At 38.1% G+C, this 24,903-nt stretch carries 21 protein-coding genes; 12 read left to right on the plus strand and 9 right to left on the minus strand.

Translation table 11 applies throughout. The features are described from left to right. The first annotated feature begins 43 nt into the window (after positions 1-43). Together LIV57_RS12415 and murA are read left to right on the plus strand one after the other, a co-directional pair. The gene (locus tag LIV57_RS12415) at positions 44-709 is read left to right on the plus strand and encodes a DUF4290 domain-containing protein (protein WP_202841191.1); all 666 of its coding nucleotides are present in this window, start codon (positions 44-46) and stop codon (positions 707-709) included. Further along, positions 709-2,016, plus strand: a complete 1,308-nt coding sequence (gene murA / locus LIV57_RS12420) for a UDP-N-acetylglucosamine 1-carboxyvinyltransferase (protein ID WP_110008022.1) — start codon at positions 709-711, stop codon at positions 2,014-2,016. The genes LIV57_RS12415 and murA overlap by 1 nt, the downstream gene beginning before the upstream one ends. 454 nt (positions 2,017-2,470) lie before the next feature. Here murA and LIV57_RS12425 read toward each other — a convergent pair whose 3' ends face one another. Beyond that, positions 2,471-2,782, minus strand: coding sequence for an NIL domain-containing protein (locus tag LIV57_RS12425; protein WP_227942834.1), 312 nt, complete (start codon positions 2,780-2,782; stop codon positions 2,471-2,473). Positions 2,783-2,942: 160 nt separating this feature from the next. After that, the gene (locus LIV57_RS12430; protein ID WP_227942835.1) at positions 2,943-3,602 is read right to left on the minus strand and encodes a YiiX/YebB-like N1pC/P60 family cysteine hydrolase; all 660 of its coding nucleotides are present in this window, start codon (positions 3,600-3,602) and stop codon (positions 2,943-2,945) included. A gap of 100 nt (positions 3,603-3,702) precedes the next feature. Here LIV57_RS12430 and LIV57_RS12435 point away from each other — a divergent pair, with 100 nt between their 5' ends. Both LIV57_RS12435 and LIV57_RS12440 read left to right on the plus strand, forming a co-directional pair. Beyond that, positions 3,703-4,407: a response regulator transcription factor gene (locus LIV57_RS12435; protein ID WP_227942836.1), complete on the plus strand. Its 705-nt coding sequence runs from the start codon at positions 3,703-3,705 to the stop codon at positions 4,405-4,407. A gap of 27 nt (positions 4,408-4,434) precedes the next feature. Beyond that, a complete protein-coding gene (locus tag LIV57_RS12440) occupies positions 4,435-5,796 on the plus strand; it encodes an ATP-binding protein (RefSeq protein ID WP_227942837.1) in 1,362 nt (453 codons plus the stop codon). Positions 5,797-5,878: 82 nt separating this feature from the next. Here the strand turns inward: LIV57_RS12440 and LIV57_RS12445 are convergent, their stop codons facing one another. Beyond that, positions 5,879-6,730, minus strand: a complete 852-nt coding sequence (locus LIV57_RS12445) for an EamA family transporter (RefSeq protein WP_227942838.1) — start codon at positions 6,728-6,730, stop codon at positions 5,879-5,881. A 403-nt stretch (positions 6,731-7,133) separates the two neighbouring features. Between LIV57_RS12445 and LIV57_RS12450 the strand changes: the two genes are divergently transcribed. The 4 genes from LIV57_RS12450 to LIV57_RS12465 are packed head-to-tail and all read left to right on the plus strand — an operon-like array spanning position 7,134 to position 13,087. Then, on the plus strand, positions 7,134-7,616 hold the full coding sequence (locus LIV57_RS12450; RefSeq protein ID WP_227942839.1) for an MgtC/SapB family protein: 483 nt from the start codon (positions 7,134-7,136) through the stop codon (positions 7,614-7,616). Between the two features lie 4 nt (positions 7,617-7,620). Continuing rightward, positions 7,621-8,721 carry an efflux RND transporter periplasmic adaptor subunit gene (locus LIV57_RS12455; RefSeq protein WP_227942840.1) on the plus strand — a complete coding sequence of 367 codons (1,101 nt, stop codon included), beginning with the start codon at positions 7,621-7,623 and terminating at the stop codon, positions 8,719-8,721. 15 nt (positions 8,722-8,736) lie between these two features. After that, positions 8,737-11,832: an efflux RND transporter permease subunit gene (locus tag LIV57_RS12460; RefSeq protein ID WP_227942841.1), complete on the plus strand. Its 3,096-nt coding sequence runs from the start codon at positions 8,737-8,739 to the stop codon at positions 11,830-11,832. Next, positions 11,822-13,087 carry a TolC family protein gene (locus LIV57_RS12465; RefSeq protein WP_227942842.1) on the plus strand — a complete coding sequence of 422 codons (1,266 nt, stop codon included), beginning with the start codon at positions 11,822-11,824 and terminating at the stop codon, positions 13,085-13,087. Before LIV57_RS12460 ends, LIV57_RS12465 begins: the two co-directional genes overlap by 11 nt. 261 nt (positions 13,088-13,348) lie before the next feature. On the opposite strand, the gene LIV57_RS12470 is transcribed toward LIV57_RS12465, so the two are convergent. The 5 genes from LIV57_RS12470 to LIV57_RS12490 all read right to left on the minus strand — a co-directional run bounded on the left by LIV57_RS12470 (position 13,349) and on the right by LIV57_RS12490 (position 20,322). Then, complete coding sequence (locus LIV57_RS12470; protein ID WP_227942843.1) at positions 13,349-13,804, minus strand: DUF1801 domain-containing protein; 456 nt, start codon at positions 13,802-13,804, stop codon at positions 13,349-13,351. A gap of 24 nt (positions 13,805-13,828) precedes the next feature. Beyond that, positions 13,829-15,250 (minus strand): hypothetical protein, encoded by a 1,422-nt coding sequence (locus tag LIV57_RS12475; RefSeq protein ID WP_227942844.1) that lies wholly within the window; start codon positions 15,248-15,250, stop codon positions 13,829-13,831. A 10-nt stretch (positions 15,251-15,260) separates the two neighbouring features. Beyond that, positions 15,261-16,445: a hypothetical protein gene (locus LIV57_RS12480; RefSeq protein WP_227942845.1), complete on the minus strand. Its 1,185-nt coding sequence runs from the start codon at positions 16,443-16,445 to the stop codon at positions 15,261-15,263. Positions 16,446-16,590: 145 nt separating this feature from the next. Beyond that, positions 16,591-17,556, minus strand: coding sequence for a T9SS type A sorting domain-containing protein (locus tag LIV57_RS12485; protein ID WP_227942846.1), 966 nt, complete (start codon positions 17,554-17,556; stop codon positions 16,591-16,593). A 273-nt stretch (positions 17,557-17,829) separates the two neighbouring features. Next, positions 17,830-20,322 carry a GEVED domain-containing protein gene (locus LIV57_RS12490; protein WP_227942847.1) on the minus strand — a complete coding sequence of 831 codons (2,493 nt, stop codon included), beginning with the start codon at positions 20,320-20,322 and terminating at the stop codon, positions 17,830-17,832. 214 nt (positions 20,323-20,536) lie between these two features. On the opposite strand from LIV57_RS12490, the gene LIV57_RS12495 reads away from it, so the two are divergent. The 4 genes from LIV57_RS12495 (at position 20,537) to proC (ending at position 24,445) form a co-directional block, all read left to right on the plus strand. Then, complete coding sequence (locus LIV57_RS12495; protein ID WP_110008033.1) at positions 20,537-21,742, plus strand: pyridoxal phosphate-dependent aminotransferase; 1,206 nt, start codon at positions 20,537-20,539, stop codon at positions 21,740-21,742. 11 nt (positions 21,743-21,753) lie between these two features. After that, entirely contained in the window at positions 21,754-22,239 is a 486-nt protein-coding gene (locus LIV57_RS12500) for a hypothetical protein (protein ID WP_227942848.1), read from the plus strand. Between the two features lie 6 nt (positions 22,240-22,245). Continuing rightward, the gene (gene murB, locus LIV57_RS12505) at positions 22,246-23,259 is read left to right on the plus strand and encodes a UDP-N-acetylmuramate dehydrogenase (protein ID WP_227942849.1); all 1,014 of its coding nucleotides are present in this window, start codon (positions 22,246-22,248) and stop codon (positions 23,257-23,259) included. A gap of 382 nt (positions 23,260-23,641) precedes the next feature. Then, complete coding sequence (proC, locus tag LIV57_RS12510; protein WP_227942850.1) at positions 23,642-24,445, plus strand: pyrroline-5-carboxylate reductase; 804 nt, start codon at positions 23,642-23,644, stop codon at positions 24,443-24,445. On the opposite strand, the gene LIV57_RS12515 is transcribed toward proC, so the two are convergent. Further along, the gene (locus tag LIV57_RS12515) at positions 24,435-24,848 is read right to left on the minus strand and encodes a VanZ family protein (RefSeq protein WP_227942851.1); all 414 of its coding nucleotides are present in this window, start codon (positions 24,846-24,848) and stop codon (positions 24,435-24,437) included. The genes proC and LIV57_RS12515 overlap by 11 nt on opposite strands. Between the last annotated feature and the right edge of the window lie 55 nt (positions 24,849-24,903).

A 24,903-nucleotide genomic window follows, 5' to 3' on the forward strand; every position in this document is an offset into this window, starting at 1 on the left:
ATTCCCGAGACAATTTTTCTTTTAATGCATATATTTGCATACTATGGAATACAACACCCAAAAAACTCAGCTTCATATGCCGGAATATGGCAGAATTATACAACAGTTGGTTGAGCGCTGCAAAGAACTTCCTTCCAAAGACGAAAGGAATGAAATGGCTATGGCAATCATCGATTTTATGGGTCAGAGAAACCCGCAACTTCGCGACGAGGAAAATTATAAACATAAACTTTGGGACCATCTTTTTATTCTTGCCAATTATGATCTGGATGTAGATTCTCCTTATCCGTTCCCTACAATGGAACAGCTGGCGGAAAAACCTAAAAGAATGGAATATCCAAAACTTCAAGGTGACTTTAAGTTCTACGGAAAAAGTATTCTTCAATTGATAGAAAAAGCAATCGAACTGGAAACGGGTGATGAAAAAGAAGCCCTTATCGAGGTAATTGCCAACAATATGAAGAAGTCTTATAATGTCTATAATAAAGAACATGTGACAGATGATGTGATTTTCCGCCACCTGAAAGAACTGTCTGAAAACAGGCTGGATCTTACCGGAATAGATTCTCTTGAAAAGAGTAAAATCTATTACACCAGCAATAATAACAACAGGAACAATAATAACAACAACAGGAACAACAGCAACAATAAAAATAATAACCAGCCCAACAAAAGAAGGCATAATAACAATCATAAAAACAGAAAATAATGAGTGGAACATTTCAAATAAGAGGAGGAAAAAGACTGCAGGGTGAAATAACTCCACAAGGAGCCAAAAATGAGGCTCTACAAATTTTATGTGCTGTTCTTCTGACAGACGAAGAAGTAAGAATCAAAAATATTCCTGATATCCATGATGTGAACCGACTGATTGAAATTCTTGGAGATTTTGGAGTAAAAATTACCAAAAACGGACAGGGAGATTATACTTTCAAAGCGGATCAGGTCAATTTTGATTATATAAAATCTAACGAGTTTAAAAAAGACGGAGCCAAACTACGCGGATCCATTATGCTGATGGGACCAATGCTTGCCCGTTATGGAGAGGCTTATATGCCTACTCCCGGAGGTGACAAAATCGGGAGAAGAAGATTGGATACTCACTTTCAGGGACTTGTTGAATTAGGTGCTGAATTCAATTATGATGAGGAGGAATATTTCTACTCTTTAAAAGCTAAGGAACTGAGAGGAAAATTCATCTTATTGGAAGAAGCTTCTGTAACCGGAACTGCCAATATTGTAATGGCAGCCGCTTTGGCTAAAGGAAAAACAAGAATCTACAATGCTGCCTGTGAACCTTATCTTCAGCAATTATGTAAAATGCTGAACAGAATGGGAGCCAATATCTCAGGAATCGGGTCCAACCTTCTTACTATTGAAGGGGTTGAATATCTGAGAGGTACTGAGCATACCATGCTTCCGGACATGGTAGAGATCGGCTCATGGATTGGTCTTGCAGCCATGACAAAATCTGAAATCACGATCAAAAATGTCAACTGGAACCAGCTTGGTGTGATTCCGAATACCTTCAGAAAACTAGGAATTCAGCTTGAACAAAGCGGTGATGATATCTATATTCCGGCACAGGAGCATTATAAAATCCAGAAATTTATTGACGGTTCTATCCTTACGATTTCGGATGCGCCATGGCCTGGATTTACGCCTGATTTATTATCTATTATTTTAGTAGTGGCTACTCAGGCCAAAGGAAGTATTCTGGTTCATCAGAAAATGTTTGAATCCAGATTATTCTTTGTGGATAAATTAATTGATATGGGTGCTCAGATCATTTTATGTGATCCGCACAGAGCTACGGTAATCGGATTGAACCAGGAAGCTCCGTTAAGAGGGACAACAATGGTTTCCCCGGATATCAGAGCCGGAAACGCCCTTCTTATTGCAGCACTTTCTGCGGAAGGAAAATCTATTATCCACAATATCGAGCAGATCGACAGAGGATATGAAAATATTGATGGAAGGCTAAGAGCTATTGGTGCTGACATTGAAAGAATCTAAAATTATTTTATTGAGCTAATCTTTAAATAATGCTTCGTCAGGCTAAGCCTGACAATGTTTAAAAATTTCGGTTGGTTTTAGGGCTGTCACCCTGAGCTTGTCGAAGGGTTATCAATAAGAAAACCTTTGTTAATTATTAATCCCGAGTTATTAATATTAACTAAAGGGATAAGCCAAGAATTTTATTTAAAAACGTTCAGAATATTCTGAGCGTTTTTTTGCTTTACTTCTGTCATTGACTACGTCGAATCTTTGATTTCTGACGAAGGAAGAATCTTATTGCCAATAAAATATATAAGATTCTTTACTACATTTCATTTCGCTCAGAATGACACCCTTGAGGCACCTCTGTTCTGCAGCAATTTGATTCGTCATTTAAATCTGTTATAGTGGCAAATAAAAAGCGCCCGGTAAAACCGGACGCTTTGAGTAATTAAAACTATATGAATCTCACTTAAAAATATGTTCTGCAGGTATATTCTACCGTCGTATTGATAAGTTTATTTTTATTCAGATACACTTCAAGCTGCTGAAAATCTTCTGAATTGACATTAATATATAACTGTACTGAACCGAAACTGTACCCGTTCACATACTCTACGTTAGCAGATAACACTCTATGATAAATGCCAAATTGATTGTAGATCGTATTCATCAAATGTTCAAATTTCATTTTACCATTCAACTCTATTTCCAATAACAATTCTTTTTTAGGCAGGTTAATTTTATTTTGTAAAACCTGCAGGCCGGGATTAGGTGTAATCATTGCTAAACATTTTTGGGTTAAACTCTGTCAGATCATATGACACTTTTGCTTTTAAATCTGTGACAAAAATATAAAAAAATATTAGTCTACCAAATTAGTAGACTAATATTTTTAAAAATTTAACATAAAAAAAAGAAGCCTGTTGAGCTTCTCTTATGTTTTAATAGTTCCCTATTCTTTCTAATTTATCAGAACCGGCCAATCCGTTTGGGTTGCAACCAGGCTCGCCTTCAGGGACTTTGATATTTTTCTTAGTATAAAATTCTTCCCAGAATGTGTTTGTTTTTCCTGTTTTCGGATCAATAAATGTCATGGGCTCCAGTTTGAAAATATGTTCGTCCCGAAAAGCTCTTTCCACAAAATCTGAACAGTAATAGGAATTTTCATCAAGGATATAATTGAAATTGTAAGGTTTTCCCAGCATGGAATGCGCTTTTTTAACCGCTTCAGGAATTGCTTTCTGATATTCCGGTTTTAACCGGTAAACAATCACTTCCTGACCTTCTTCTTTCTGATCTTTAATAAAGTCTTTTAAATCTTGTCTCTGAGAACCGCCTTTTGGTGCAGCATGCAGAACAAACATTTTGCGGCCCTCTTTTTCCAGAATTCCTATATGATCAAATGAAGCTGTTTTTTGTTGTTGAGTTACATTATTAATCGCTCCGGAAAGCCCTGTTTCTTTTGCAGTTACAAAAAGAAGGTCTCCGTTTTTGATATCTACAGTACTTACAGAAACATTATTATGACACTGTACCAATAATAACATCAGACCGTATAAAAATCCAGCCACATACCTCTTTTTTAATCTAAATTCAGACATTCGATTCTATTTTCGCAACCAAAATTACAAAATAGAATTCATTACATTTGTGAGAATATTGATCTATTCTTCACCCCAACCCAAACACTTCAGGAATTTTATGCCCCATATTTTATTAATTGAAGACGACAACAGACTTTCAAAATTGATTGCAAAGGGATTTCAGGAAGCAGAGTTTGAGGTCACTGCAGCTTACGATGGAAATACCGGTCTGAAGCTGGCTTTACAGACCCATTTTGATCTGGTAGTGACAGATATTGTATTACCCAAAAAAGATGGTCTTGAATTCTGTAATGAAATCAAAAGTTTAAAACCCAATCTTCCTGTCATTATGCTTACTGCATTGGGAACTACGGATGATAAGCTGGAAGGATTTGATGCCGGAGCTGATGATTATCTCACCAAACCTTTTGAAATGCGTGAACTGGTAGCAAGGATCAAAGTACTTCTGAAAAGATTTTCACAACAGCCCCACCAAAGAGTTTCTGTTCTTACATATGAAGGTATTGAAATGAATCTGGAACAAAAAACCGTGAGCCGTGATCATACGCCTATAAAATTGACCCCGAAAGAATTTAATCTCTTAAAATTCATGATGGAAAATTCAGAAAGAGTGCTTTCCAGAAGTGAAATTGCGGAAAAAGTGTGGGAAACCCATTTTGATACGGGGACCAACTTTATTGATGTCTATATCAATTATCTACGAAAAAAAATAGATAAAGATTTTGAAACCAAACTGATCCATACCAAAGCCGGTATGGGATTTATTCTGAAAAAAGACTACGAAACAGGCACTGTACAGTAAGCATTAAGATAAACTAAAAATATCCGGATGAAAATAAGAACCCGACTAACGCTGCTTTTCACCTTAATCACTGCAATGCTTTTAGGTATTTACAGCATTTCGATCTATTATTCATCCAAAGAAGCCAGAGAACAATCTTTTTACAGCGAACTTCAAAATGAAGCCATTGCCAAGGCCGATTTATTTTTCCGAAGCTCGCTCCCCGAGCAGGAAATGCACAAGCTTTATAAAAATAATACCAGAACGCTTAACGAAGTTCAGGTAGCGATTTATGACAGTAATAAGGAGCTGGTTTATCATGATGACGCCAAAGTAGATTATGTAAAGGAAACTTCGGAAATGCTTTCCAAGATATTTCAAAAAAAGAAAATCAATTTCTTTCTCAATGATCTGCAGGTCATTGGAATCGTGTATCATTATGAAGGAAAAACGTATGCGGTAACTGCGGCAGCCTATGATCAATACGGATATGATTATCTTACACATCTTCTTACCATCAGTCTCATCTCGTTTTTCATTATTCTGATTTTGATTTATCTGGCCGGAATATTTCTTTCTAAAAAAGCATTGAGTCCGCTGACTGAAATGGTTATTCAGATAAAAAAAATAACCGCCGGGAAATTACAGTTACGCCTGAAAACAACCAAAGAAAAAGACGAACTAAATGAGCTTGCTGAAAACTTCAATGGAATGCTGGAACGGCTTGAAAATTCATTTGATTCGCAAAAACATTTTGTATCCAATATTTCACACGAACTGAGAACGCCTTTATCAGCCATCATCACCGAGCTGGAACTGGCTTCTGTAAAAGATAAAACCAGGGAAGAATATCAGGAAACCATTCAATTCGCGCTGGATGATGCCCGGAATATGGTAAAACTGTCCAATAGCTTAATGGATCTCGCCAAAGCAAGCTATGATCCCAATGAGATCAGTTTTTCTGAGGTACGTCTTGACGAAGTTCTTTTGGAATCTTATACCAAAATCACCAAAGAAAATTCAGGATATAAAGTTTCTCTGAACATAGAAGATTCGATAGAAGAACACCAGCTAATCATTGAAGGGAATGAATATCTTCTGCAGGTGGCCTTCAACAATCTTATTGACAATGCCTGTAAATATTCTCCGGAACATACCTGCCAGATTGATGTAAGCATGGATTCAAAAATTCTTACAATCAATTTTACCAATACCGGAAATAGTATCCATGAAAAAGATTTACAGCATATTTTCGAACCTTTTTACAGAAGCGAAAACTCCAAACGTGAAAAAGGTCATGGAATAGGATTATTTCTCACGGAGAAAATTATTCACCTTCACAATGCAAAAATCAAAGTGGTATCAGAACAGAATAAAACTACTTTTAAGGTAGAGTTTATCACCCAGTAATTGATCAGAAACTTCATTCAAATGTATTTGAATCTTAACTTTCCTTACAACCTTCATTTACTTAATGGTTAAAAAAATTTCATCAATCATGAGAAAGAGATTTTTTATTGAAAACGGTCGTTCCTATACTCGCTGTAATTACACAGGCAATAGAAATCCATTGCAAAAAAGATAATTCTTCAGCAAGAAAAACCAATCCTGAAAGTGCTGCAAATGCCGGTTCCAGACTCATCAGAATACTGAAAGTCTTTGCAGGAAGCTTTTTCAGAGCCATCATTTCCAGTGAAAAGGGCAAAGCACTCGAAAGAACAGCCACACCAAGTCCTTTTACAAAAATAGAAGGAGTAAGATTGAAAACGGCTCCATCCCAGATGGTAAAAGGAATAATGACAAGGCTGGCAAATATCATCCCGGTGGTAACCGCATCTTTTCCATCCATTATTTTGGAGACCTTTCCACCCATTACAATATACAGGGCCCAGAACATCCCTGCCAGAAAGGCCAATCCAAGTCCTAACAAATCGACATGATCATTTTTCCACGGAACAATTAACAGAATTCCCACACAGGCCAGTAATGCCCACACGACATCCAAGAGTTTACGGGACAATGCCAATGCGAGAAATAATGGCCCGGCAAATTCCACAGTAACAGCCAATCCCAGCGGAATCCTTTGAATCGCCATATAGAAAATAAGATTCATTGCAGCCAATCCAACTCCATAGATTGCACAGTATTTCCATTTCTGGCTGTTAAATTGTAAAAACTTAGGACGGTTAATCAAAGTAAGCAAAACAGCAGAAAGTACAATTCTTAAAGTAACCGTACCAATCGCTCCGATTACAGGAAAAAGCTGTTTTGCAATGGAGGCTCCTCCCTGCACACAGATAATCGCTAAAAGCGTAGCCGGTATTGCTAAGTTTGATTTTTTCATTTCTAAAATATATAATTCAAAAGATATTGGAAGGAAGTCTCCGGGATTTAACAAGCTTTTATTTCATATGACAGATTGTAAAATTCGTCCTACAAAAATCAGCCTCCAAATGTATTGAAATTTTATCGCTTATCATGAGTACAGTTTACACATATTAAAAGGATATAATAAACAACTATTTCCTGCAGAATCATCAAAAAAACAGGAAGGAACTTTCTCTAATGATTTTCTAATCACATTCTAAAGCTTTTCTAACGGCAAAAAAGGGCAGTCAGTTTTACTTTTGCACAGTAAAAAATAAAGCAATATGGACTCAGATCCTTACAGTAATTATCAATCTTAAAAGCTTTAGTTGTACTCACTTTTCCCGTACAGCTGAAAAGCTTACAAAACAGGAAAAGTTATGAATACATTCGAATTTACCCTTCGTTTACTGACCGCATTTTGTCTGGGAGCCGGTATTGGCTTCGAAAGACAGTGGCGCAAAAAAAATGCAGGTCTCCGCACCAACACTCTGGTATGTATCGGTTCTGCAGCATTTGTACTGATTGCCATCAGAATTGGTGGCGATGCAGCCGGCCGAATCACTTCTTACATCGTCAGTGGAATAGGTTTCCTTGGCGGCGGTGTTATCATGAAAGACGGCCTTACCGTAAGAGGATTAAATACAGCAGCCACATTATGGTGTTCAGCAGCCATAGGCGCATTATGCGCTTTGGGATATCCTCTGGAAGCCTTTATCACAGTTCTCTTCATTGTATCTACCAATATATTCCTGAGGCCTACTCTATCCTCACAGAAAGAAGCCAGAAGCAAAAAATGGTTCAGTACCAGGAAAAATAATAAAGAAAAAGTAAAAATCAGCAACAGCACTCAATTGTATTAAGATCATGAAAAAAATAATCTTAAGTAGTATTATTCTCTTTGCAGTCTCTTGTAAAGACAATGCACCTCAGCAAAACAAAGAACCGGAAATCATAACAAAAGGTAACCAGATCATCATTCCGGAAAGCCATCCGGTTTTCAAAAAAATTAAAACACAGATGGTAGCCGAACAGGAACACAGCGACGGTGTAATTTCAGCGGGAACAATCCAGGCAATTCCCAATCACTACGCGGAAATCGCCAGTCCTTTTTCCGGAAGAATTACAAAATCTTTTATTCAGCTTGGACAAAATGTTTCTGCCGGAAACCCACTTTTTGAAATCCTTTCATCAGATTATTTTTCAGTTCAAAAAGATTATACGGATGCTCTGAATGATGTACAACTTGCAGAAAAAAATTACAGACGCCAGCAGGACCTCGTAAAACACGGAGTCGGTATCCAGAAAGAGCTGGACGAAGCGGAAACCGATTTTAAAAATAAAAAAACATCCCTTTCCAATGCATCTTCTGCCCTGAAGGTCTATAACAGCAAAAGTGGAGGCATAGGAAGTCCGCTTGTTGTAAGAGCACCCATTAACGGAGAAATTATTTCCAACAAAATTGTCAACGGCCAATATCTGAAAGGAGATGCAGATCCGGTCGTGATCATCGCAGAATTATCAAAAGTCTGGATTTCCGGTGATGTAAAGGAAAAAGATATTCGCTTTGTCAATATTGGCGACCAGGTTTCTGTAAAAGTAAGCGCCTATCCCGACAGAAATATTACCGGAAAAGTATATCACATCAATGAAATGGTGGATGAAGATACCCGAAGCATTAAAGTTCTTATTGAATGCGATAATCCGGACAGAAAATTAAAGCCGGGAATGTACGCCACCGTGAACTTTTCAACAACCCCTGAAAAGACAGTGATGATTCCTGTAACAGCTTTAATGCAGGAGGACAGTTTACAATATGTATGGATAAAAACAGGAAAAAACCAATTTACCAGACGTTCTGTGGCAACGGGAGAAACCGATGAGAAAACTGTAAGAATCATATCAGGATTAAAACCCGGAGAAACCATCATGACCGAAGGCGGAATTTATATGCCGGATACAAAATAATGTAAATGAAAAACTATGAAGAAATTATTGACAATCTCTATACAGAAGAGATGGCTTATGCTTTCTCTCTTCCTTTTGCTGGGATTCTTCGGATACTATTCCTGGACCAGACTATCCATAGAAGCCTATCCTGATATTGCCGATGTCACTTCCCAGGTGGTAACGCAGGTTCCGGGCCTGGCCGCCGAAGAAGTAGAACAGCAGATCACAATTCCTTTGGAAAGATCTCTGAACGGACTTCCCGGAATGCATGTGATGCGAAGCAAAAGTACCTTCGGGCTTTCCATTATTACGATCGTATTTGATGATGGTATAGATGATTACTGGGCAAGGCAGCGTATTCAGGAAAGACTGACAGATGTGGAGCTCCCTTATGGGGCACAGCCGGGATTAGATCCCCTTACCTCTCCCATCGGCGAAGTGTATCGTTACATTATCGAAAGTAACAGCCACAGCCTGCGGGAATTGACAGATTTACAGAAATTTGTTATTATTCCCCGAATCAAACAGGTTTCAGGAATTGCTGATGTCACCAATTTCGGAGGAATTACCACCCAGTTCCAGATTGAGCTGGATCCGCATAAGCTTGAACAGTATGGTTTATCCCTGTCAGAAGTTACCGAAACAATCTCCAAAAATAATGTCAGCGCCGGAGGAAGCATGCTTCCCCGCGGAAACCTTGCGTATGTAATCCGCGGAATTGGTTTGGTAAAAGACCTGGATGACCTTGGAAAAATTGTAGTCAAAACCCAGAATGGAGTTCCTGTTTTTCTCAATGATGTAGGAACACTGAAATACGGAAACCTTGAAAGAAAAGGAGTCCTTAGCTACACAGACCGAAAACGGGATTATTCTGAAAGCGTGGAAGGAATTGTACTATTGCTAAGAGGACAAAATCCTTCCGAGGTACTGGAAGGTGTGCATGAAGCGATTGAAGAACTTAATAACGAAACGCTTCCACCCGGAGTAAAGATCCACCCTTTTCTGGACAGAACAGATCTTGTAAAAACAACGCTTACCACAGTTTCTCATACCCTTACCGAAGGAATTGTACTGGTTATTATTGTACTGATTGTATTTCTGGGAAGCTGGCGGGGAGCATTACTGGTAGCGATTACCATTCCGCTTTCTTTATTATTTGCTTTTATACTAATGCATTTTACCAATATTCCGGCTAATCTTCTTTCACTGGGAGCGATCGATTTTGGAATCATTGTAGACGGAGCCATCGTCATGCTGGAAACTATCCTGAAGAAACGGGAAGAGAATTCTGAAGAAACACTGGAAGAAAAAACAATTACCCAAAGAGTGATTGAAGTGGCAAAACCTATTTTCTTTTCCACCATCATTATCATTACGGCCTACCTTCCATTATTTGCTTTTGAAAGAGTGGAAAAAAAATTATTTACCCCCATGGCTTTTACTGTTGGATATGCCCTGTTGGGAGCCCTTGCCGTAGCATTACTTCTTATCCCGGGATTAGCCTATGTAATTTATCGGAAACCACAGAAGATCTATCACAATAAATGGCTGGAGAAACTCGGCAAAGCCTATGGAAAAAGCATTGAAAAAATAATGCAGACTCCTAAAAGAGTTCTCATTCCCATTATGATTGTTTTAGTATCTGCCGGAATTCTCTCCTGGCATGTGGGAAAAGATTTCTTACCTGAACTGGATGAAGGCTCTATATGGCTGCAGGTACAGCTTCCACCCGGAATTTCTTTGGCCAAATCAAAAGAAATGAGTGATACCTTACGTGCCCGCACGCTGAAACATCCTGAAATTACCTATATGATGGTTCAGGCAGGACGTAACGATGATGGTACCGACCCATGGACCGCTTCCCACTTTGAGGTATCGGTCGGAATAAAACCATACAGCGAATGGCCTTCCGGAAAAACAAAAGCAGACCTCATCAAAGAACTTGCTGCAGATTATAAGGATATGCCGGGATTCACCGTCGGGTTTTCACAACCTATGATTGATGGAGTTATGGACAAAATCTCCGGAGCGCACAGTGAGCTGGTGGTAAAAGTATATGGAGAAGATTTTAAAGAAACCAGACGAATTGCGGATAATATTTTGTCTACTTTACATACAATTCCGGGTTCGGCAGATCTTGCTATCGATCAGGAGCCACCGTTACCTCAACTGCAGATTATTGCCAACAGAGATAAAATTGCTCAGTACGGACTGAATGTAGCAGATGTGGCCGATCTTATTGAAGTCGCATTGGGAGGAAAAGCCATTTCCCAGATCTTTATCGGCAATAAAGTGTATGATATTTCATGCCGTTATACAGAAGACAGCCGCGATACTCCGGATAAAATCGGAAATCTGATGCTGACCTCAGCTTCAGGAGCCAAAATCCCTTTATCACAGGTAGCAGAAGTGAAATTAAGTACCGGAGAAAGCACCATTACCCGAGAAATGAATAAACGACATCTTACGGTAAAGCTGAATTTAAGAGGCACCGATCTTTCTTCTTTCCTGAAAAATGCACAAAATACAATTGAAAAAGAGATCCAATACGATCATGAGAAATACCAGATCAAATGGGGCGGACAGTTTGAAAATCAAAACAGGGCATATTCCAGGCTGGCATTTATTGTTCCGCTGGCATTAGCTATTATGTTTCTGCTGCTGTATAGTGCCTTTGGAAATTTCAGACAGGCTTTGGTACTGATGTCTATCGTTCCGCTGGCTTTATTTGGGGGAATGCTGGCACTCAATATCCGCGGAATGTCTCTGAATGTATCTTCTGCAGTAGGATTTATCGCTCTCTTTGGAGTCGCCATCCAGAATGGAGTGATCATGATCTCTCATATCAATGATCTGCGTAAAAAGGGATATGAACTGAAAGAGGCTGCCATCAAAGGGGCAAAAGACCGTTTCAGACCTGTACTGATGACCGCGACGGTTGCTGTCATCGGATTATTTCCGGCATCATTGGCCACAGGAATCGGTTCTGATGTACAGCGCCCACTGGCAACAGTAATTGTTTACGGGCTGATGTTCTCTACCATTTTAACCTTATTCGTGCTGCCGGCTATTTATTTTATGGCTGAACGCCGAAACAAAAAACAAAATTTAGAATCAGATGAAAATTAGAGTTCGTTTTATCATACTAGCTGTCGTATTACTCAGCATCAAAGGGATAAAGGCACAGGAAAAAGAACTTTTACCCTTTGAAGAATACCTGAGTCTTGTAGGAAATAAAAATTTAGGCTATGCTTCTCAAAAATACAATGTAAGCATGTCCGAAGCAGCGATTCAGACGGCTAATATGTTTCCTGATCCTGAGCTGGAAATGGAAACCACCAATAACGGAGTAAGACAAAGTATGGGTTATGTGTATGGAGCCTCACTTGGCTGGACACTTGAATTGGGTGGTAAAAGAAAGGCCAGGGTAAATCTGGCAAGAAATCAATCGGAGCTGAGCAAAATACAATTGCAGGATTTTTTCAGGAATCTTCGTGCAGATGCCAGTTTAGGATATATTGAGGCTTTAAAATCCAAGGCTTTGCTTGAAGTGCAGCAGGATTCTTATCAAAACATGCAGCAACTCGCAAAATCCGACAGTATCCGGTACAAATTGGGAACGATAACATGGGTCACTTCCAAACAGAGTAAGCTGGAAGCAGCTTCTTTGCTCAATGAAGTATATCAGGCTGAAAGTGCAGAGCAGCAGGCTCTCACCGGTTTATCTGTATTTATGGGAGACGGCAAAATTACAGGCAGAGATGTTGCCGGAGACTTTAATGCTTTCAACCGAGATTTTAATGTCGATGATCTGATTCTTCAGGCCTTAAATGAAAGAGCAGATTTATTGGCTGCGAAACAAAATAAAGAGGTTGCCAAAAGCCAGATCAGCCTTGAAAAAGCTAATCGCATCATAGATTTGGGCATCAGTGCCGGAGCAGAACGACATACTGAAGCAACGAATGAAATGGCCCCTTCTCCCACTGTAAATGCTGTAAAAATGGGTATCAGTATTCCTTTAAAATTTTCCAACCGAAGAAATGCCGGATTGAAAATAGCAGAAATGGCCCATTCGCAGGCAGAAGTTGAGTATAAACAGATCGAACAGGAGATAAAAGCTGAGGTAATGCAGGCTTTTCAGCAATACACAGCCACTCAGAAACAGCTCAGACAATTCCATAACGGAATGCTTTCTGAAGCCAAAAGTATTCTGGAAGGAATCATCTATAGCTACAAAAGAGGAGAAAGCTCTATCCTTGAAGTCCTGAATGCCCAGAGAACCTATAACAGTGTTCGAAAAGATTATTATGAGGCTCTTGCAGATAATGCAGCCGCTCTGATTGAGCTTGAAAGAAAAGCAGGAATCTGGGATATTCATTTTTAGCTGGAAGAGGGAAGCTGGAGGATGGAAGTTTCTGGATGTCGATGAATAAATACACACCATTTAATTAACTTTTTAATATTCAGATTGCTCATCAAGGAATAACAATTGGTGGTTTGCCACACAAATATATCTTCCAGCTTCAAACTTTACCATCCAGAATTTACGATAAGTGATTCTAAAGCACGAATAGTACTTCCAGCTTCAAACTTCCAGCTTCCCTCACAAAAGAGCCCTGAAATCTATTCGATTTCAGGGCTCTTTTTATTTCTTATACTGTGATTCATAAATTCCGATCCAGTCATCAGGCGTCATTTTCTGACTTAGCTCAGCAATCAGTTCAAAAGGAATATCATCTGTTTTTTTGAAACGGACACAGGATTTACCCATATCCAGCTTTTTCTTCGAATGTTTGGGATATTCTCCTACGAACCAATCCAGAAGTTCCGGTTTCGAATACAGTCCCATATGATAGAGTGCTATAAAATTCTTCTGGGAAGCAATATTGATAAAAGGCAGCGGTGTCCCGGGTGCACAGTGATATCCGGCAGGATAGGTTGTCAAAGGAACTACCCAGCCTATCATCCCGTAATTTGAAGCATTTTCAAAACCTTTCGGAAGGTTGTCGTTCACCGTATCAAAAAGTTTTTTAAAAGCTTCCTGTCTCTCTTCAGGAATTTTCGTGATATAATCTTCTATAGAAACCGACTGAATCTGCATGTGATAATTTTTTCTAAAATACGATTATTTTATAAAATTGTACACACTGAACATCTGAACCTCTTTGCTGCTCTTTTGAAGGAACATCATTTTATTGACATTCGGAACGTACTGAATCATATTTCCATCTGCAAAACCATAGTTCTGGAAGAAGTTTCTGCCTTTATAATCAAGGCTTACTTCCTGAGGTTTCAGATTGGCAAAATCAAAAACTTTCATAGAAAATCCTGTATTACCAAATGCTCCTTTAGGATAGAAAGCGGAAATATAAAGTTTGTCTCCTGCTTCCACCACATGAATTCTTTTTCCGGTAGAAGTTCCTGCTGCTACGAATTGTTGTACTTCACCTTCTTTATTAAACTTCATCAGCATTCCCGCATCCAGAGAATATACAGGATCAGGGAAACGGTTCATTGCTGTAGGCATAGGTCTTGTCACCGTCTCCTGCTGAACAGCCATTAAAGTTTCATCCCCTTTCACAATCGTTTTAATGACTTTCACATCGCTCATGTCTTTGCTTCCAGCCAGATTGGTATTGCTGATAACTGCTTTTCCTGATTTCATATCATAAAACATTACCGTTCCGAAAGTACTTGCTCCAATGGTAACTGCTGCATTTTTTCTTCCAAAAGTTACCAGATAATCATTATCATTTTTACTGAAAGCATATAATTTTTCAGGAATATATTTATCATCGAACGGAAGGTCTTTATCTTCAGTATTGGAAACCAGTTCCAGCTTATAGGATTCCTTCCAGCCTGCTGCTTTACGTAATAGAACGATTTTCGCTGAGTTGGTTAATGTCAAAGACTTTTCAACATAATCATTACTCAATGTGATTTCTTTGTTCCAGACCGGAGAAAGTGTTCTCAGATCCATTACCAGCACGTCATTGACATTATCTGTCTTTTTATTCGCATATCTGTCATTGAAGATAGCTGCATATTTCCCGTTTTCTGAGAAAAGGACATAGGTAGTTCCTGATTTGTTGGTAGACTCGATGCTGTATTTTGCAATACTCTTTGTTGTAAAAGTACCTTCCTTTCTGCTGAAAACATGCTGGAATACTTCTTTTCTGTTTTCTTTTCCGAAATACTCTTCCGTAAATGCTATAAATTTATCATCATCGATCTGTTGTGACCCCAGATAATTGTGAAGAACACCATTCATTTTGTTGGCATAATCTTTCACATAAGTATCCACAAGACTTCCGTTCTGATCCAGTTTTCTCATCAGTAATTTTTTGTGAGGGAAAACATTTCTCATCAATCCGTCAATATTAATAGCGCTGAACATATAAGAATTGTAATCATCTGCCAGTACCAGTTTATCATCCGTTTCAAGATTGGCATCCACTGTGAATTTTGTTCCTTCTGTTACTTTCGTCTGTGCAAAAGAGTACACAGAAGCGGTAATTAATGCCGAAGCAATAATCTGTTTAATCATATCGTTTTCTTTAGTTATTATAAATTTTTTCTTCTAATCTTTTCAGTTCAAGATTGGCATCGTAGGATAATTTAATATCTACTAAATGCTCCTGTAACTCGTTTAAATATTTCTCTGCTTCCTGGTAGTTTCCTAAAGCAATATTCAATCTGATCAGGTTAAAATAAAGGTATTCTCCGATCTTTTGGTTGTAAAGCGATTTTTTATCGTTGTAATTTACTTTTGTTAAAGCTGTTTTCCAGAGATCAATTCCTTTCTGCATATTCTCCATGGCAATTTTGTTCGGTGCATAATCCGATTTTGCCTGAAGTTTTTTCAGATTGGTCGTCACATAGATATATGCTTTCTCCAGATCATCATACTCTCCTTTATTCTTTACAGTCGCTAATGTCACCGTAGAATTAATCGTCTGATACCCGAAGTTTTCATTGATAATATTTCTTGTGCGGTCGATCGTTCTTTGCAGGAATCTTTTTTCCTGAGCATTCAGATTAATTTCATTAGTCGGAACGCTTGCTATTTCTGCAAAATCTGAGAAGTAAGTTTTATCCAGTTTTACGGCACCGCCTTGTTTCGCTGTGATTTTTGTAGGTTGGTTGGCAAAAGTTTTTCCCTGATTGTCCTGGAAATTTGTTCTTTCCATTTCAATGACAATATCAAGATAATTTCCACCTTTTGAAAAACCGGTCACATCGATTTGAGAAGCCAGAATTTTGTTATCCACAATTAAAGCATCCCTCAGATCAGGCTGCTGGTACACCGGCATCGGAGGAATATTAAGGATAGGTCTTGAAGGAAGCCTCAGTACGGGAGCTCCATTGGTTGCTGCAATTTTTTCTACAGCTGACAATTTGCTATATTCTGCAGATTCAAGTTTGTATTTTTCCTGAAGTTTTTTCACTTCGGCATCATAGTCTTTTAATCTTTCCTGATGCTCATACTTGGCATTTTCAACATTAGTCTGGTAATTGTCTACCTTTTTCTGGTGGTCTTCTTTTGAAATTCTGATGACATCATCTTTTGTAATATTGTAGGGAGACTTTACCGTAATCGTGTAATTTCTGTTGGAAAGTTCCGTAGGAAAAACCGGCTCTTTTAAAAGCTGGAAACTGATTATTTCTTTATCAATTCGCTGAGCCTGGGAAAATTCGGAATAAAATAATGGTATTAAAAAAAATAGTTTAAATTTATTCATGGATATTATAGTTTTCGGTGCAAATGTATAATAATTTTATGGACATTTTCTGATAATATTTTGTCCAGTTATTATCAAAACTGGTCACAAAAAAAGACAGCCGCACGAATGCAGCTGCCTACAAAAATTATTAACTCAAAAATTATTATTTTTTCATAGCTTTTATTGTTGATTTTGAACCATCTTTAAAGTTCATTGTCACTAAGTATAAACCGGCATTCAATTCCCCTAACTGAAGTTCGGCAGTTGGATTGTCAACAGTTTTCACTACTCTTCCCGTTACATCTGTAACCGTTATAGCCTTAACATTTTTTACATTATTAATATGAAGCACATCTTTAAAAGGATTCGGATAAATATCTCCTTTTTTAAGACCATTTACTTCAGCGGTACTAAGCTGCGTATTTTCGTTTACTGAAAAAGCAAAAATATTAGGATAGCCCGAGCCACTTGCTTTGGTTATCATCACACTTTGTATTGGTTTTGCCTGGTTGGCTGCATCTATTGCCAATGCATTTTGATACAATCTTGGATCCGAAGTACTGGGTTCTAAACCATCTGAAGTTCTTTTAATCCTTCCAATTCCCTTGATGGCAAAATTGGATCCTCCATACCAGTCAGAAAGACTTATATTGGAAAATACCTGGCTACTTCCATCCGTAAAATTAACTGTTACATTCACTTTAGATGTTCCACTACCGCTGGTAGAAAGCATATACAATGTAAAAGCAGCTTTAGGAGTTGTAAACGTAAGAGTTCCACTATCATTGGCAGCAGCCAGCCTTAATGAATTATTCGCATTTAAGTTTCCTAAAACATAACTAAGTCCCGGAGTTGTTGTAACTACAGAGTTGATAATGCCATCAACAGGAATACCGTACGTAATAGCTGGGCTTGTGGGTGTCAACTGAAAATCTTTAGCTACAAAAGCGTAAGAAACTCCATCTACATCATTGCTTGTACTCATCATGGAAGAACCCATCCCGTTAGCGATGACATCGGTTGTAAAGCCTGAGGAAACAGGCATGGTTTGATAATTCTGAGCCTGCATGGCAACGGTAGAAAATAAAGCAATGTATGAAAGCTTTTCTAAAAATAGTTTTTTTTTCATAATGAGATATTTTTTGTGTTTAATCTAATCCAAAAATAAAAAACCAATACTAAAAAAGCTATTTTCCAAAACAATAAATAACATATTGACTTAAATTATAAAAAATAACGATAAAAAGACTAAAATTATTAACACTCAAAAAGCACACAATGAATATTATTTACTTATTCTCAATAATAGATTTTGGAAGTCAGAAAATTATCCGCCTCATAAAAACAAAAAAGGCAGCCGCACGAATGCAGCTGCCTACAGAAATTATTAACTCAAAAAATTTTATTTTTTAATGGCTTTTACCGTTGATTTTGAACCATCCTTAAAGTTCATCGTCACTAAGTATAAACCGGAATTCAATTCCCCTAATTGAAGTTCATTAGTTGGATTGTCAATAGTTTTCACTACTCTTCCCGCTACATCTGTAACCGTTACAGATTTTACATTTTTGATATCTGCAACATGAAGCACATCTTTGAAAGGATTTGGATATACATTCACTTCTTTTTTCTTCAGATTCGTTTCTGAAGTGGATAAAGAGGTAGCCACTTCAAAGGTAAAATCAATAAATTCTCCTCTTGAAATAGTAGCACAAGGGTTTGAAGGGGCTGTACTGTTATAATCAGTCACTACTCTCATTCTATAAGATCCAAGAGGTGTTCCTGCAGGGACTGTGATAGATCCCGACGTACTTGTAACATAAGTATTGGTTACAAACATTCTTTCTGAAGCTTCAAAAGTTAAATTATTATTCCAGTCTACCCAAACCCCGATTCCACATGTAGGACCACCGGCCGTAAAAGATACGGAAGTACTGGAGCCAGGAGCATTGATTATTTTGCTACTGGTTGTTGTTAAATTCTGATATCCGCCTGCAACACTTGAACCGGATGAATAAGCCATATCTACAAGTCCTCCTGTAGAACTGAAGTCAGAAAGCCATGAATTCTGAGAAGTAGATGAAGGTAAGCAATACCCTGTTCTGAATGTAAGCACCTCACTCCAGATACTTTTATCAGCAGCACTGCATACAGATCTTACCCATACATAATAATTGGTATCAGAAGATAATGAACTTAATGGTGCAGAAGTCGTAGCGGAAGTTACAGAATTGGAAGCGTTCAAGACAGTAGATGCATCAGGTGCAGTATTCGTTGTACTGTAGTATACTTCGTATCCATTTGAAGGAACCGAAAGAGGAGCAGTCCAGCCAATTGTTGCAGAGTTCACTGTAAGATTGGATACCGCAACTGCAGTTGGCTCAAGGCAGGATGGAATATCCTGAACGGTAATATTATCAATATAAATAGAACGTGAAGAACCTCCTAAACCGTGTTTGAATGCCAGTTGCAAATCAGACCCTGCAGGAATATTCACTGTATATTGTGCATGCGTAGTTGTAAGGGAAATAGGAGCTCCTATCTGTGTAAAGGATGCAGGATCCGCAGGGTTCGATAGTGTTCCCACCAATAAAGTATAATTACTACCTCCGGCTTTTGCATAGAATCTCACACGTTTGGTCCCGTCTGAAAGGTTCACCGTTGGAGGTGCAACCAACATCTGACTGCCTGTAGTCCCACTCGAGTTATTCATGTAGTAAGAATTAGGTGCTGAATAACTATTGGAGGTTGATACATAGCCATAACCCGAAAATGAAGGAGTTTCCAAATATGCCCAGCAGCTTGGAGCATTGGTATTGGTGCTTGAACCTGTACTTGTCGTATCAAAGTTTTCTGTGTAAGGAACCGTGAAAGTAGAACAAGCCGTTTTAAATGTTCCTGCAAAAGACCATACACTCTGCCCGGTTACAGTATTACAATTCGATCTCACCCAATAATAATAGGTTGTATTGGAATTAAGACTTCCTATTGTTGTACTTGTTCCTGTTACTCCCTGATAAGTAGGTGTTACTGTACTTGCCGGTATTGTGCTGGAAGTACTGTGGTACACATCATAACTGGCAGCACTGCCTGTCCATGAGACTAAAGCAGAATTGGCTGTGATTCCGGAAACGGCCTGCAATACAGGAGGCATACAATCCGAATAGGCATCTGCCGAAAAAGCAAAAATATTCGGTATACCTGAACCGCTTGCTTTGGTTACCGTTACGCTCTGTATTAGTTTTGCCTGGTTCGCAGCATCTATAGCCAGTTCAGCCTGATATAATCTTGGATTGGTTCCGCCCTCAGGAGAGGGGATATCATCACTGGCACCGGGAGTAGCCCCGGGCTTTTTAATCCTTCCTATTCCCTGGATGGCAAAACTAGGTCCATTATACCAGTCAGCAAGACTGATCCCTGAAAACGTCTGCGAACTGCCATCGGTAAAATTCACCACTACATTTACCGTAGAAGTACCGCTTCCACTTACAGCAAGCATGTACAACTTGGTTGCAGCTTTTGGTGCTGTAAATGTCAGGGTTCCGTTATCATTAATTGCAGCCAGTCTTAAAGAGTTGTTCGCACTCAGACCGGCCAGTTGAAAACTCAGCCCCGGAGTAGTTCCCACTACAGAATTAATAATCCCGTCAACAGGAATACCATAGGTAATAGCTGCGCTTGTGGAGGTTAACTGAAAATCTTTAGCTACAAAAGCGTAAGAAACTCCGTCTACGTCATTGTTTGTAGTAATTGTGGAAGAACCAATGCCATTAGCAATCACATCAGCTGTAAAGCCTGAGGAAATGGGCATGGTTTGATAATTCTGAGCCATCATAGCCGTGGCCGAAAACAGAGCAATAGCAGGTATTACTCTAGAAAATAAATTTATTACCATTTTAATCACATTTGAGGCGAAATTTAAGAAAAATAATAACACGAAAATATTATTTTTAACATAATCATAAAGTTTATTTTAAATACATGAAAATTTAATATTAAACAATCAAATTTTAAAGACAACATAAAACGTATGAAACATCTTCTTATTGATTCTTAATTTTATTATTGAGAAATTAAATCCTATTTTTGTCATACAAATTTTTTGAACAATGCCGAATATTTCAAACAGAGCACTGCATATGCCGCCATCGCCGGTAAGAAAACTGGTTCCTTTTGCGTTACAAGCAAAACAAAAAGGAATAAAAGTATACCACCTTAATATCGGACAGCCTGATATTGAAACTCCGGAAACAGCTTTAAATGCTTTAAAGAACATCGATTTAAAAGTATTGGAATATGCTCTTTCTGAAGGTAATATAGAATACAGAAAGGCCCTTACTGAATATTATCATTCATTAGGCTTCTCAGATCTTACTCCTGATAACTTCATTGTTACCAACGGAGGTTCTGAAGCGCTTAACTTTGCGATCTCTACTCTATGTGACGAAGGTGATGAAGTCATTATCCCAGAACCTTACTATGCCAACTACAATGGGTTCACCAGCACATTTGATGTGAATGTAGTAGCTGTACCTTCTACAATTGATACTGGTTTTGCTTTGCCGCCTGTTGAAGAATTTGAGAAAAAAATTACAGAAAAAACAAGAGCGATCATCATCTGTAACCCTGGTAACCCTACCGGATATCTTTATACCCGTGAGGAACTTCAGAAACTGGCAGAAATCGCTTTGAAATATGATATCGTCATCATTTCTGATGAAGTATACAGAGAATACGTATACGATGGAAAGCAGCAGATCTCAATGCTTGATTTCCCTGAATTAGCTGAAAATTGTATCATTATTGACTCTGAATCCAAGCGTTACTCTATGTGTGGAGTAAGAATCGGGTGTATGGTGACACGTTCCAACAAGATCCGCAATGCAGCGATGCTTTTTGCACAGGCAAGATTAAGCCCGGTTCTTTTAGGACAGATTGCAGCAACAGCAGCACACCAAAATGACGGCCCTTACATCAGAGCTGTAAGAGAAGAATATACCCACAGAAGAAATGTATTGGTAGATCTTTTAAATGCTATTCCAGGAGTGATCTGCCCTAAACCAAGAGGAGCTTTCTACTGTGTTGCAGAACTTCCGGTAGACGATACTGAAAAATTTGCCCAGTGGCTGCTTGAAAAATATTCTCTTAATAATGAAACCATCATGGTGGCGCCTGCAGGAGGATTCTACAGCGATCCTGAATTAGGTAAAAAGCAGGTAAGAATTGCCTATGTACTGAAAGAAGAAGACTTAAAAAGAAGTGCTGAAATTCTTAAAGAAGCTTTAAAGAAGTACAGAGAAGAATTCAGTCTGTAAAAAATATACTGATGCCGACAACAAAAAAACTCCATCTGAAAATCCTGTTTTCGATCCTTTTGCTGTCGGCATTTTTTTCCTGTGATTCCAAAAAGGCAGAGCCATCTGTTTCTCAAAAAAATCCACACGAGATTACCTTCATCAGCGTATCCGACATCGGAGGACATCTGGGAAACTACAGAATTGTGAAGGCTACAAAAGATTCTGTTTTTGCAGAACAAGGGATGACAGCCAATCAAACCCATAAATCATGGGCATCTGCTATGAATTCCGAAACCTGGAAAAAGCTGGTATCAACGATCAATATTGTAGATCTTGATCATATCAAAAGTTCTCCAAGCCAACAGTCTGTAGACGGAACAGATGAAACCTTCCAGATCCGGACTCCAAAAAAATCACATATCTATGTGAATGCTTATGCAGATACTTTACATTACAAGCAGTTACAGCAACTTAAAGAACAACTAGACAAAATTCTCCCCAAAGAATACCAATAAAAAAACATGCAGGAAAATTTTTCATTACAACCTTACAACACATTTGGTGTTGAAGCCAAAGCCCGTTATTTTACGGAAGTTAATACTATTGATGAATTAAAAGAGGCACTCATTTTCGCGAAGACCCAAAATCTTCAGCTTCTGTTCCTGGGAGGCGGAAGCAATATTCTTCTTACCAAAGATTTTGATGGTCTTGCTATCAGACTTAGTTTAAGAGGTATTTCCGAAGAAATCATCAATGAAAATGAGGTATTGGTAACCGCAAAAGCAGGTGAAAACTGGCATGAATTTGTAATGTACTGCCTGCAAAAAAATTATGGAGGCCTTGAAAATCTTTCTTTAATTCCGGGAAATGTAGGAACTTCTCCGATGCAGAATATCGGGGCTTACGGAACAGAGATCAAAGATATTTTTGTAAGCTGTGAAGTATTGGACCTGGAGAATCTTGAATTGAGAACTTTTAATCTTGAACAATGCAGATTCGGATACAGGGACTCTATTTTCAAACAGGAAGGAAAAGGCAGATATGTTATTCTGGAAGTTACTTTTAAACTAACCCAAAAAGATCACCATATCAAAACCGAATATGGAGCAATCCAATCTGAACTGGAAAATCTTGGCATTGAAAATCCTACCATTCAGGATGTTTCAAAAGCAGTGATCAATATCCGTCAAAGCAAATTACCGGATCCTAAAGAAATTGGAAATGCCGGAAGTTTTTTCAAGAACCCAACCATCCCTTTAGCTCAGTATGAAGCATTAAAACAAAAATTTGAAAATATTCAGGGTTATCCGAATGGAGATGGGGTAAAAGTTCCTGCCGGCTGGCTGATTGAACAATGTGGATGGAAAGGAAAACAAATCGGAAATGTAGCTTCACACAAACTACAATCTCTTGTGATCATTAATGCAACCGGGAGTGCTACAGGAAAAGAAATTTTTGATTTTTCTACAGAGATCATTAATTCTGTAAAGGAAAAGTTTGGGATAGAACTTGAACGGGAAGTGAATATTATTTAATCTAAAAATATATAAAGGCTGATTCGTATGAATTAAGTCTTTTTTTATTACTTATTATCTGTAACTGTTGGATTAACGCAAAGACGCAAAGATCTTTTATTTTTCTTTGTTATTATTTTAAGGCGCAAGGATTTTATCTTCGATAACATTTAATGCTGTTCGATCTTTGTACTACAAAAGGATTAACCTTATCTGATTTCATTCTCACCCTTACTGAAAATCTCATATTGAGCGAAGTCGAAATAAATGTTCTCGCATCTTAAAACGGCAGATTATTCAAAATCTTTGAGCCCTTTGCGCTCACCCAGCAAAATTAATTCAGAATCAATTCATATCTAGTCTCCGGAAAATCATTATTTTAGCTTAAAAATTACTAGTTGTGATGAAAATAGCTATTCTTGGAGCCGGAAATATGGGACTTTCTTTTTCGAAATCATTCTTAAAATACGAACTGATCAAACCTGAACATCTGCATCTTATTATCAGAAACCAGGAAAAAATCTCCAAAATAGCTGAGGAATTTCCCAAATCCAAAATCTCTACTTTTGAAGACGTAAAAGATATAGATGCTGATTTGATCATCATTGCAGTAAAGCCTCAGGATTTTCAGGCGGTTGCCCAAAACATTCAATTTACTTTCAAGGAAAACCAGATGGTCTTATCCATCATGGCGGGAATCAATATTGAAAAAATCCAGAAATTACTGAATCATCCGCTTGTGGTAAGAGCAATGCCAAACTCTCCTACCCTTCTGGGAATGGGAATCACAGGGTATACTGCTGCCAACGGAATTTCTTTCAGCCAGTTAATCAATATTGAAAGATTATTAAACAGCACAGGAAGATCGGTTTATCTGGAGGATGAAGAACTTCTGGATGGTGTCACTGCCCTTTCAGGAAGCGGCCCTGCCTATTTTTATTATATTATTGATGCTATGATTAAAGCAGGTATTGAAATGGGAATTGAAGAAAACCTTTCCAAACTTTTTGTAAAGCAGACCATGCTGGGCGCTTACCATCTGATCAATAATTCGGAAAAAAATCTTGAGGAACTGATTAAAGATGTTGCATCCAAAGGAGGAACTACTGAAGCTGCTTTAAAAACATTTGAAGAAAACAGTTTTAAAGAAATTCTGAAACAGGGAATTCTGAATGCTGAAAAGCGTGCAAAAGAACTTAATAGTTAAGTTTCCTATCCAAAAATCTGCGTAGCAACCATCCAATATATACCCCGAAAGTATTCAGGAGGATATCATCTACCTCAAATATTCCCATTCTGGTAAAATATTGAAGCGCTTCCACAATAACAATACATGAAATAAAACCAAATATCAGAGGCTTCAGCTTTTTCAGTCCGGGAATTACCCAGCCCAGAAATCCAAAAGGAATAAACATCATAATATTACCCAAAACAATTGTTACTATATCCATAGTTTTATTGGGTCCCTGAATAAATTTAATCGTAGAAAAAACAGGTTCTACCGTGATGAGATTTTCCTCATATTGAAATCTGCCCATTCCCAAGAACATCAGATAGAGCAAAAACAGAGTATACGGAACAATAATGATTGTATAAATTTTCTTTAACATCGAACTGCTAATATATTCATTTCAAAAACATTAAATTTGTGTATTAAAATAATTT

The sequence above is a fragment of the Chryseobacterium sp. X308 genome, assembly GCF_020733145.1.
Lineage (GTDB): Bacteria > Bacteroidota > Bacteroidia > Flavobacteriales > Weeksellaceae > Chryseobacterium > Chryseobacterium cupriresistens.